12 protein-coding genes and 1 tRNA gene are annotated in these 11,762 nt (G+C 36.8%); 8 read left to right on the top strand and 5 right to left on the bottom strand.

Annotated elements, in window-relative coordinates:
- Window positions 1-336: 336 nt before the first annotated feature.
- The 5 genes from AB1414_08325 to AB1414_08305 are packed head-to-tail and all read right to left on the bottom strand — an operon-like array spanning window position 337 to window position 5,431.
- Window positions 337-1,539 (bottom strand): type II secretion system F family protein, encoded by a 1,203-nt coding sequence (locus AB1414_08325; protein ID MEW6607444.1) that lies wholly within the window; start codon window positions 1,537-1,539, stop codon window positions 337-339.
- 11 nt (window positions 1,540-1,550) lie between these two features.
- Window positions 1,551-2,636 (bottom strand): hypothetical protein, encoded by a 1,086-nt coding sequence (locus AB1414_08320; protein ID MEW6607443.1) that lies wholly within the window; start codon window positions 2,634-2,636, stop codon window positions 1,551-1,553.
- Window positions 2,633-3,058, bottom strand: a complete 426-nt coding sequence (locus AB1414_08315; GenBank protein ID MEW6607442.1) for a hypothetical protein — start codon at window positions 3,056-3,058, stop codon at window positions 2,633-2,635. Before AB1414_08315 ends, AB1414_08320 begins: the two co-directional genes overlap by 4 nt.
- Complete coding sequence (locus AB1414_08310) at window positions 3,039-3,566, bottom strand: hypothetical protein (GenBank protein MEW6607441.1); 528 nt, start codon at window positions 3,564-3,566, stop codon at window positions 3,039-3,041. Before AB1414_08310 ends, AB1414_08315 begins: the two co-directional genes overlap by 20 nt.
- Window positions 3,563-5,431: a hypothetical protein gene (locus AB1414_08305; GenBank protein MEW6607440.1), complete on the bottom strand. Its 1,869-nt coding sequence runs from the start codon at window positions 5,429-5,431 to the stop codon at window positions 3,563-3,565. The genes AB1414_08310 and AB1414_08305 overlap by 4 nt, the downstream gene beginning before the upstream one ends.
- A gap of 239 nt (window positions 5,432-5,670) precedes the next feature.
- On the opposite strand from AB1414_08305, the gene AB1414_08300 reads away from it, so the two are divergent.
- From AB1414_08300 to AB1414_08265, 8 genes are all read left to right on the top strand, one after another.
- A complete protein-coding gene (locus tag AB1414_08300) occupies window positions 5,671-5,835 on the top strand; it encodes a hypothetical protein (GenBank protein MEW6607439.1) in 165 nt (54 codons plus the stop codon).
- Window positions 5,836-5,977: 142 nt separating this feature from the next.
- Window positions 5,978-6,066, top strand: a tRNA-Leu gene (locus AB1414_08295).
- Between the two features lie 112 nt (window positions 6,067-6,178).
- Entirely contained in the window at window positions 6,179-6,553 is a 375-nt protein-coding gene (locus AB1414_08290; GenBank protein ID MEW6607438.1) for a four helix bundle protein, read from the top strand.
- Between the two features lie 83 nt (window positions 6,554-6,636).
- Complete coding sequence (gene gyrA, locus AB1414_08285; GenBank protein MEW6607437.1) at window positions 6,637-9,078, top strand: DNA gyrase subunit A; 2,442 nt, start codon at window positions 6,637-6,639, stop codon at window positions 9,076-9,078.
- A gap of 427 nt (window positions 9,079-9,505) precedes the next feature.
- Entirely contained in the window at window positions 9,506-9,871 is a 366-nt protein-coding gene (locus tag AB1414_08280) for a hypothetical protein (GenBank protein ID MEW6607436.1), read from the top strand.
- 409 nt (window positions 9,872-10,280) lie between these two features.
- Entirely contained in the window at window positions 10,281-11,315 is a 1,035-nt protein-coding gene (locus tag AB1414_08275; GenBank protein MEW6607435.1) for an Rpn family recombination-promoting nuclease/putative transposase, read from the top strand.
- A 119-nt stretch (window positions 11,316-11,434) separates the two neighbouring features.
- Window positions 11,435-11,539: an Rpn family recombination-promoting nuclease/putative transposase gene (locus tag AB1414_08270; GenBank protein MEW6607434.1), complete on the top strand. Its 105-nt coding sequence runs from the start codon at window positions 11,435-11,437 to the stop codon at window positions 11,537-11,539.
- A gap of 27 nt (window positions 11,540-11,566) precedes the next feature.
- Window positions 11,567-11,762: hypothetical protein (locus AB1414_08265; GenBank protein MEW6607433.1), on the top strand; the 196-nt coding region annotated here is incomplete at its 3' end.

Below are 11,762 nucleotides of genomic sequence, written 5' to 3'. Positions count from 1 at the left end.
TGACCTGTTATCTCCGATTACTGATTACCGATTACCTAAGTAACATGCAACTTCAATCTTAACAGAGCACTATAATCTTTGCGTTCTTTGCGGTTAAAAAAGGATAAACCACTTAATCTTAAAAAAAACTTGAATATCGAGTAATAGATTGAATTATTAGCCTAGAAATATTCACCAGAATTGGAATACCCCATTAAAGTAAAATACACAGCAGTTATGGTTGGCGAATAGTAATCTGATTGAGGTGGATTAGCACGGATAAAAAAATAAAATCCGTGTTTTATCCGTGTCCATCTGTGGCTGAATAGTTACCTTTTTTGAAAGTATGAAGTTGGGTTAAAATGGTAATTCACTCATTCCAAAAATAGGTAATAAAATAGCGGCAAAAATAAAGGCAACGATTAATCCCATAAATAATATTATGCCAGGCTCTAATAAGGCAATTAAACCCCTTAATGAATTTCTAATTTTTGTCTCATAGGTACTGGCAATTTTATTCAACATATCTTCTAAATTACCCGTTTCTTCACCACAGGCAACCATCTCAACCAAAAGGTGAGGGAATACACCTGTTGCTCGCAAAGGTGTAGCTATCTTTTCGCCTTCTTTTATGCTTCCATGAACATCAGATATCCCTTTTGCTATCACTGCATTACCCACAGCAGATTTAACTATAAGCAATGACGGTAATAATGCCACTCCGCCTTTTAATAAAGTTCCCAGACTTTTACTAAATCTATTCACAACTATCATTTCTACTACGGGACCTAACACAGGCATTTTTAATTTGAGTTGGTCAAATGAATGTCGTCCTTTTGTCGTTCCAAGATACCATTTAAATCCAAAGATAGAAATTAAGACTATTCCTAAAATCGCCCACCACCAATTGAGTATAAATTTAGTCACGAAGATCAGCAATAAGGTAATTAAAGGTAAAGTTTCACCCATCTCATTAAAGATAGAAATAAATCTTGGCACAACAACTGTAAAGAGAATAGTAATCGCCACGATAACAAAGGAGATTAAAATACACGGATATGCCATTATCGACCTGAGATATTCTTTTAAATCTTCATCTTTTTCCATAAAATCTGTTAATCTATTTAAGATAAGTTCTATTGAGCCACTTGCCTCTCCTACCTTGACCATATTTATATAAAGTGGGGAGAAGAATTCTGAATGGTTGGCTAATGCATCGGATAAAGGATTTCCTTTTTCGATATCCCTTTTTATCTCATAGATAATCGTTTTTAACCTTCGATTTTTGGTTAATTCCTCTAAAACACCAAGACTTTTATCCAATGGCATACCGGCATCAAGCAGACTTGATAAAGATTGAGTAAATGCAAGAACATCTTTAGATTTTACCTGCCTAAAAAAGCCTCCAATACCTTTTTTTTGAACTTCCTCTTTAATTTCTATTGGAAAGAGGTTTTGTTTTCTTAATCTATCAATTATTACTTCTGGTTTATTGCCTTCTATTATTCCCTGTAAAATTTTACCTTCTTGATTAGAGGCTTTGTAAGTAAATCGTGGCATTATACCTTCCCTTATCTTCTTCGATATGCTGGATTTATAGCTCGAGGTTGAATTTTTGTTTGAAATGTGGCGCTCACCGTCCCTTTACCAACACCACCTTTTGGATAAGTTCTAACCTCACCTTTAATCTCAATCATTCCAATTGAATTTACCTGGTCAAGAGTTACTGTCCCATAGGGAATTGTCGTTACTCCATCTGTTCCATAATAAGTAATGGTAAAAGTAGCAATATCTTCTGCGACAAGATACGGTCCTAAATGCCGTTTAGAATCTGGTTTATCTTCATTTATCTTGCGGATGATGGTATTTGTTCCTGGAAGATATTCATAACTGATAACCGCAGAACTGATGAGATTATTTGAATTTCGCACATCGGTAGCATCTTCATTATCTCCATCTCCATTATAATCACCAGGAATTGAATCCAATATCCCATTGTTGCCTGGCGTAATTAATATTTTACCAATACCTGTAGAATTTCCTGCTGGAACGACCTGGACATCATCTCCCCGGCTGTTTGTGTAACATATAGTATCTACGGTATTATTTCCCATTAAAATTACGGCATCCTTTCCACAACTCCTAATCCAACCACGGGCATAATCATCGGAACTATCTCTTTCCGCCGAAGTTGCTGTTCCATCGCCATTTATATCTCCTGGGATTGAGTATAAACTCCCACTTGTGCCTACAGTGATTAAGATTGCATCTTGCCTATTTGCCAGGGGAATACTTCCAGTGCCGATTGATTGAATATCATCTTTATAAGCCAATGTTGAACAGATGCTATCTATCCCATTCACAATGGCTACCGATCCAATAAATCTGATTTTATCTTTTCTTAAATAAAATGCTGTTTTATCGGGGTCAGCATTTAAAATAGCCTGTCCTTCACGCAACTCAGATTCCATCCCGCGCCAATTACCGCTTCCACTTACAATTTCCCTTGCCGTATTTTGAACATTGACAAATGGTTGTTCGCCTATCCAATTTCTTAATCCCGCCCTCATAAAGTCAATAATAATAATCAATATAATCGCTAAAGCTATCATACTAAATATTGCCTCTATAATTGTAAATCCCTGTTTGTTTTTCATGATATATTTCCTATGTAAGTAAATAGTCTTCTTTTATGAACTATATTTTCCTGCCAGCCAACTTCAACCGTAACCCTTAAATAATCACCACTTGCTGGTGAGGTTACCTGTCCAGTTGAATCATTAATTCCTTCAATCGTGATTGTCCATGTGCCTTTGCAAGAACCTATGGTTGCTGTTCCACTGGTTGGAAATGGTAATGGTTGGGTAATTAATGAGGCATAATCTAATTGCCGCATTTTAACCTCTTCCAACTTTGTTCGACATAGATTCATTGCCTCATTAGCATTTGAAGTTGTTACCACATTCATTGTCCCTTTCATAAACATATTAACAATACTCATTACGCCAACAATTAGAATTAATGCGGCAATCATTAATTCTACGAGACTAACACCAAACTCACTCTTCCTTTTTTCCATCTTTAGGTTTTCCTTTATACATACTTCTAAATAGAAGAACTATTGTGGTTATCATCACTATAATTACCAGGATAATGGAAATGTTTCTTTTATTTTTAAATTCTTGAGCTATTTTTTCCTGTTTTTCTATTTTCTTGATTTCTTCAGTTTCTTTTTCAGTGGGGACCGCTCCAGGAACAATTCCTTTTGCCTCCTGTTGTGCAGGTGTAAGAATGGCTTTTTCTTCTTTTAATTCTTCGCCTTGTGTTATCTTTTTAGGTAATTTTTCCTCTTTAGGAGCAGATGGGGGTGGAAGTTGAATAAGTTTTTGTATTTGTTGTTGTTCTTCTTTTTTTTGTTTTTCCTCTAAGAGGTCTCTTGCCATTTGTTCTTTTTGTCTTTTCATCACCTCATATCTTGCCTTTGCCTCATCCGGGGTAATTTGTTTCTCAAGTGGGATACCTGCCATTGCTTTAGTGGCGCTAAAAATGATGAAACAAATTATAAGAAATTTACAAAAATCTTTCATGGATTTACCTCCTTCCAACTAATAATATTTATCCCGGCATTTACTTGTTGTCCTTGTGTAGGTGGTAGTCTCAAATTAATTGGCCAATTTGGGTCAGCGCGATAATCAGAATGAATTCGATAATCATAATTCCAGAGGAATTTAGTAGAATATACCATCACTTCATCTTTTGAGATTAATGCTCCATTAGAAACCGGATTATTAAGTCTGCCCGCCATAAAATGTTGTGTATAGCAAACCGCATCTATCTGAGAAACATAATATGGGGAAAAGTTACCATAGTTATTATGGCTACCACGATTACCAAATTCTTTACCAGAGTAATCCAGGGCATCAGAATATTTACTATTTAGACCTGTTACCGTTACATTTGACCAATCATAATTCTGTCCTTGAGAATAGCCATGAACGGTGTCAAAGATATTATCTTCATCGATGTCTTCATAATTTTTCTCCCAGCCCCAACCTTGGTCGCCGAATTTTCCATCACCTTCTCCTTCATCGGATGTCCCAGGTATCCCATCTTTTCCAACATCTTCACTGCCCATATCAAACAATCCATAGTAATCAGAATACCATTGAGAGTGAGTATAATCGCCGAGGATAATACTTTCTCTGGCGGCCATAGCTAATATATCCTTATTTGTATTTGCCAGATACCAGGCTTCCTTTTCACAGTCAGATGGATATTTATTAGGATTAGTGGTTTGTGGGAAATAACCAGCAAGAGTCGGGTCATCTAACTCACTTGGTGGATTCTTATAGAAAATGCTATCGGCAATGTAGATGTTTCTGCCGGCATAAATTGTTCCCTGTCCGGTAACATATCCTTTAATAATTACATCTTCCTCAACATACACTGCGCCATTTAATTCTATAGGTTTAGTTGGTTTTCCTTCTAACACAATACTTCTAACCGGAACACCTTTATAGGTTTCTCCATCACCGTAAATTCCATTAATTGTAACTTCATCAGGGAAATAAGCGCGGAGTGTTCCGGTGGATAAGTCTCGGTAATATTGTTGGGTTTGTAAATTAGGCATATTTCCTTTTCCGGCATTAGGATGTTGATAAGGAAGATTTTCAGGTTCGGGATGTGGAGGATAAACAATTTCACCTTCTTCATGGTGGTCACAGGTGCCTGCTACACCTCGAAGATGAGAATGGTAAGGCAGTATGTCAAAATGTTCATCGATTTCAAGATTTGCATAGACATGTCCATCAACCCGCGGTGCTAGACTAAACCCCCAAACAGGCCAGAAATCAAATCTTCCATTAGACCGCATATCCCCACGGACCCATTCTCGAGGCACCTGTCCAACATCGCCACCTCCCCAGGCCCACCAGCCCCAGTTATTAAGGAAATAGGCATAATCGAACACATCTGAGGTAATTACTGCCTCACCAGCACCAATTAATTCCATAATTACTTCTATGCCTCGCACTGCACTACCTAATGTTACTTGTTCTTCCTTTCCTTTTCTACCAATAGAGGTAATTTTTAACTTGCGGGTGAGTGTTCCCAGTGAGGAATTCATACTTCTGCCCAGATTTTCAACTGTTACATAATAAGAACCAACTTCTACAGCTCCATCTTTTATCTTTTCCGGAGTGTCTTCATTTCCAAGTCCTGCGGTCCAGACTTGTCCCTGATTTAGCCACATATCTTTTACTTTCCAGACAGCGCGTTCTGCCCCTGCCTCAGCAATCGATAGAGCACTGACATAACTTTCATCTAAAGATGTTTTCTGTATGCCCGTCTGGGTCATCACAAGATAAACTCCAGCGAAAGCTAACAAGACTAAAACAACTAATAAAGCTAAAAGTAAAGCGATGCCCTCATTGTTTAAAATTAATCTTTTCATTTTTCCTCACCCCTTTTTTTAAGGTTTAGGTTGAGGTTTAGGTTGAGATAAATCTTTAACCGTTACCTCTCCCTAATTTAAATATAACATAAAAAGATAAAAATGTCAAGATAATAAATCAGAAACTTATCCATAAGTCTTAAAAGGTAAATATTTATTAGGTTTTCCCTTCATTATATCAACGCAAAACGCAAAACCACAACTTAAAACTCAATAGTTACAAAAAATTAATAAAAGATTTGACAAATGTAGATTTATTTATTATAATATTAAAGAAAAGAGGAAAAGACGGGAATATACGTAACCGTTCAGGGTGTAACGAAGGGGAAATGGAGAAATTAGGGAAAAAGGGAAAAAGTATTCTTATTTTAGTAAGAAAATCATCTGCATTAGAATGTCATTGATAACTGATGAAACCTTCTGCTACCTAATTTTCCTACCCCTCTCCTTTCTCCCCATTTCCCCTTTTTTCCTTATGGACACCTGAACGCTTACGAATATACAAAAGAAACCAGGAGAATCTATAACTTATTAATTTTCAAGGATGCCGAAGTGGTGAAATTGGCAGACGCACTGGACTCAAAATCCAGCGGGTGCTTGCACCCATGTGGGTTCGACTCCCACCTTCGGCACCAGGGAGAGTTTAGGGAGTTTAGGGAGTTTAGGGAGTTTAGAGAGTTTAGAGAGTTTAGAGAGTTTAGGGAGTTTAGAGAGTTTAGAGAGTTGGGGGAGTTGGGGAAAATAGATATGGCTAAAATAGAGAGATTTGAAGATATATTATCATGGCAAAAGGCACGTGAGTTAGTTTCAGCAATATACAAAACAAGTAATAATGGATTTTTTGCCAAAGACTTTGGCTTACGGGAGCAAATCCGTAGGGCGGCTGTATCAATTATGCTGAATATAGCAGAAGGCTTTGCAAGAAAATCAAATCGTGAATTTTCCCGGTTTCTGGTTATATCTCACGGTTCTGTAGCAGAAGTTCAATCTGCGTTATATGTGGCTTATGACCAGAAATATATTAATCTGGAACAATTTGAAGAACTTTATAAAATGGCAGAAGAAACATCAAAAACAATAATGGGATTTTCTAATTACCTGAAAAAGTTAGAGAGTTCGTAGAGTTTATGGAGTTTCTTAACTCTATGAACTCCCTAAACTCCCTAAACTCTCTAAACTCCCTAAACTCTAAAAATGGAGGGAAAATGAAAAAAGAAACGATTATTCCGATTTATATTGAAGATGAGATGAAAAATTCTTATCTTGATTATGCGATGAGTGTTATTATCGGTCGGGCATTACCTGATGTCCGAGATGGACTAAAGCCTGTGCATCGCCGAGTCCTTTATGCTATGAATGAATTAGGCATGGATTCAGATAAACCTTATAAAAAATCTGCCAGAATCGTTGGGGAGGTTTTAGGTAAATATCATCCCCATGGGGATATGGCGGTTTATGATTCTATCGTCCGTATGGTTCAGGATTTTTCACATCGCTATCCTTTAATTAATGGTCAGGGTAACTTTGGTTCGATTGATGCTGATGCCCCGGCGGCGATGCGATATACTGAGGTTCGACTGCATAAATTCGCCGAAGAATTACTTAAAGATATAGACAAACAAACCGTGGATTTTGTCCCAAATTTTGATGAAACACTAAAAGAACCCACCGTCCTGCCTGCCAACTTGCCTAATTTACTCCTGAATGGCTCTTCGGGAATTGCGGTTGGTATGGCAACCAATATCCCACCTCATAATTTAGGGGAATTAGTGGATGGAATTATTGCCTTAATTGACAACCCAGCAATAGATATTTCAGAGTTAATCCAGACTATCTTAGGGCCAGACTTTCCTACCGGCGGGTCAATTTTTGGTATTGATGGCATAAAGGAAAGTTATACCACCGGTCGAGGCAAAATCATCTTACGGGCTAATGCGACAACAGAATCATTGAAAAGTGGTAAAGAAGCGATTATCATTACTGAAATACCATATCAGGTCAATAAAAAAAGTCTTATTGAAAAGATTGCGGAATTGGTTAAGACGAAAAAGATAGAGGGAATATCCGCACTTCGGGATGAATCTGACCGTGATGGCATTCGGATATTCATCGAATTAAAACGGGATGAAAATCCACAGGTCATCTTAAATCAACTTTATAAACATACCCAGATGCAAGTTACCTTTGGTGTGATTATGTTGGCTTTAGTGGATAATCAACCTAAGGTATTGAACCTCAAAGAGATAATGGAACTATACCTCAAACATCGCCAGGAGGTCATTATCCGAAGAACTAAATATGACTTGAAATTAGCCGAAGAGCGCGCTCATATCCTTGAAGGATTAAAAATTGCCCTGGCAAATCTTGACCAGGTAATTAAGACTATTAAAAAATCTAAGAGTCCACAAGAGGCAAGGGTAGCATTAATTGCCCAGTTTGAATTAACGGAAAAACAGGCACAGGCTATCTTAGAAATGCAATTGCAAAGATTAACGGCATTAGAACAAGATAAATTGAATGCTGAGTATTTAGCCTTGATAAAGACTATTGCCGAACTAAAATCTATCCTTGATTCTAAACAAAAAGTTATGAATTTAATTAAAAATGATTTACTTAAGATAAAAAAGGACTACGCTGACCCAAGACGAACTCAAATAATTAAAGAGGCAGTAGAATTTAATATGGAAGACCTGATTGCCGATGAAAATATGGTCATCACTATCAGTCATACCGGCTATATTAAGCGATTACCACTGACTACTTATAAAATGCAGCATCGTGGTGGAGTCGGTGTGACCGGTATGATTCCTAAAGAAGAAGATTTTGTTGACCAACTATATATTGCCTCAACACATAATTATATCCTCTTTTTTACCACTAAAGGTCGGGTTTATTGGTTAAAGGTCTATGATTTGCCAGAGGGAGGTCGAACAAGCAGAGGGAAAGCGATTGTTAATCTACTTAAATTAAGTGAAGATGAAAAGATTGCTACATCTATACCGATTGCAGAATTTAATGAACAAGATTATTTGATTATGGCTACGCGTAAAGGATTGGTTAAGAAAACACGCTTGATTGAATACAGTCGGCCAAGAAGTGGTGGAATTATTGCCTTATCATTAATCGGAGATGATGAATTAATAAAGGTGGAACGAACAAATGGAAATGATGATATTATTTTATCCACGATGTCTGGCAAGGCAATTAAGTTTAGCGAAAGCCAGGTTCGTCCTACAGGCCGAACGGCTTCAGGTGTTCGAGGAATAAAATTAAGAAAAGGGGATTATGTTGTTGGGATGGAGGTCGCTCGCCAGGGATGGACACTCTTGACTATTACCGCTAACGGCTATGGGAAAAGAACAGAATTTGATGCGTATCGTCGTCAGTCAAGGGGAGGAATGGGGGTCATTGACATTAAAACCGAGCCACGAAATGGACCAGTCGTAAGTATTTATGAGGTAAATGATGATACTGAAGTAATAATGATTACTGCCTCCGGGATGATCATTCGTTGCCCGGCACGAGGCATCTCCACCATTGGCAGAAATACACAAGGAGTTAGATTAATTAGACTTAAAGAAGGAGATAAAGTAGTTGATGCCGCACCAGTAGTTAGTGAAGAAAAGGAAATAATTGCCTTGAACTAAAATAAAAGTAACCATTTACCGCAGAGACGCAGAGACGCAGAGAAAAAAATTAAAATTTATGGACGAAATGTAAAATGGATAATGTCCAATGAGAAATGTCCAATGAAAATCTATAGCTGAAAGGTAATGAGTCTTGCGAAGTACTAAAATTTCCCATTTTTCATTTCCTGTTTTACATTTTACATTTATTTTTCCTTTGCGTCTCTGCGATGAATTAGTCTAATCGCACAAGTGGAAATTTTTAAGGAAGCAGAAAAAATACTTGACTTTTTTAAAACTATGGATGTATAATATAATTATTATGAAGAATGATAGATTAGACAGGATAGAGAAAAGTTTAGTTGAATTGGTTGAGTCTTAAAAGAAGACAGCTCAACTTCAGAAGACAGATGCTCAACTATCAAAAAAAATAGCCAATGTTTCTAAGATGGTAGAAGAAATGACAGGTGGGTTGGGCAAGTTTGTAGAAGGGTTTGTCGAACCAAGAACAATAAGGTTGGCAAAGACTCTGAATATAAAGATAAGTGAAATTCGTCGCAGGGTAAAGGGCTTTTATTCTGTAAATGGCTCAGAGGAATCAAGGGAGATAGATATAATCATTGTGGGTGAAAGAAAGAATAAGAAAACAGCCTTAGTTGTAGAGGCAAAAACAACCTTTGAACCAAATGATATGAGCTATTTTCTGGATTGGTATAAAAGATTTTTTGACTTCTTTGAATTCTATCAGGACTATGAAATAATTGGAGCAGTAGCAGGTGGAAGGTTTGGTGAAGGTGTGAAACTAAATGCCTAAAGAAACGGGTTGTTTGTCCTTATGCCTTAAACCTGAAATTAAATCAAATATCAAAATGCAAAATTACAAATCAAATTTCAAAAAGGACTTCAACTATGTTAACGTTGAAAGGAAAGAGATAATTTTACTGAACTTTGGCAAATTTGCAAATTCTCTGAAAAACTTAAAACTAAAAGCGTAAAACCAAAAACCGTTGATAGTTGAAGGACTATAGATTATAAACTATAGACTATAAACCATAAACTATAAACGAGTTTTGCCTTTTGCTCTTTGGAGGAAAGTGATAAAAATAGAAGTGTTAAAAGTTACCCACAAATTTTACATACACCCGAAAAAAACAAACAATTTGACTTCTTTTATGTTATGTGTTATCATACCAGTTAGAACAAAGCTGGGGTAAGGAGATAAGATGGAGATATCAAATCCACATGACAGTTTCTTCAAAGAGATATTTTCAAACAAAGAGAATGCCTCTAATTTTATCAACAGCATTTTACCCCATGCTCTGAAGAAGAACCTTGATTTATCAACCCTGGAATTGGATAATAACTCTTACATTGATGAGGAACTAAAAGAGAACTTTTCAGACATAGTTTATAATTGTCTTTACAAGGCTAAGAGCAAGGTAAAGGTTTCGCTTTTATTTGAACATAAGAGCAAGACAGTCAAATACCCGCATTTACAGCTTCTACGGTATATCCTTAAGATATGGGAGACAAATATCAAACAGAAAGAGGGTTTAAGACCTGTTATACCTATTATTTTTTATCACGGTAAAGAACGATGGGTAGTGAAAGGGTTATCTGAATATTTTAGAGGGATAGATGAGGGATTAAAGAGATATATTCCTGAATTTGATTATTTATTGACAGATTTATCGAGGTATAGTGATGAGGAGATAAAGGGGCAGGTTTTTTTGGATGTAACTCTTAGGATAGCCTTATTAGTGATGAAGAGCATATATAATGAGGGGAAATTGCGGGAGCATATCGGGGATTTTTTAGAGATAGGGCAGATGTGTTACGAGGAGGAGAAAGGGCTAAAATTTTTGGAAGGGGTTATTCGGTATATTTACAGTAGCACCGAGATAGGAGTAGAAGAGGTAGTAGGGGCAGTGAAGAAGATTTCCGAGAAAGGGGGTGAAGCAACAATGACTACCGCTATGAAATTGATAGAACAAGGAATGCAACAAGGAATGCAACAAGGAATGCAACAAGGAATGCAACAAGGAATGCAACAAGGAATGCAACAAGGAATGCAACAAGGAATGCAACAAGGAATGCAACAAGGGATACAGCAAGGGATACAACAAGGTGAATACAGGAAAGCAGTAGAGGCTGCTAAGGCTATGTATTCAGAGGGATTTAATATTGATGTGATTACTAAGATAACCGGACTTTCAAAGGAAGAGATAAATAAGGTGGTAAGGTTAGCGAGACAATAAAAAAGCACTAAGGCACTAAAACCACAGCCAAACACTAAGGAAGATAACCCTGAAATTAGTAATACTTTAGCCATCGAAAGTGGAATCAGGGTAAAACAAAGCTGGGGTAAGGAGATAAGATGGAGATATCAAATCCACATGACAGTTTCTTCAAAGAGATATTTTCAAACAAAGAGAATGCCTCTAATTTTATCAACAGCATTTTACCCCGTAAATTTTTATAATCTCTATTTTAGCACCTTTCCCCGGATTTGTCCAAAATAATTCTTAAATTTTTTAATAAATTAGACAGAAAGATTGTTAAAGATTACAAAAAAAAAGAAGTGAAGGAATGGTTGGATAAAGAACTCAGCTACATCCGAAATGAAGCAGATACCTTCAGAGGGAAATTCAACTTTGCATTTCTTGTCGAGGAAGCAGAAAAGAAATTTGGTCATGCCTTTAATC

This window comes from bacterium, assembly GCA_040755795.1.
In the GTDB taxonomy this organism is placed as follows: domain Bacteria; phylum UBA9089; class CG2-30-40-21; order CG2-30-40-21; family SBAY01; genus JBFLXS01.
This window is presented reverse-complemented; position numbering and strand designations above follow the sequence as displayed.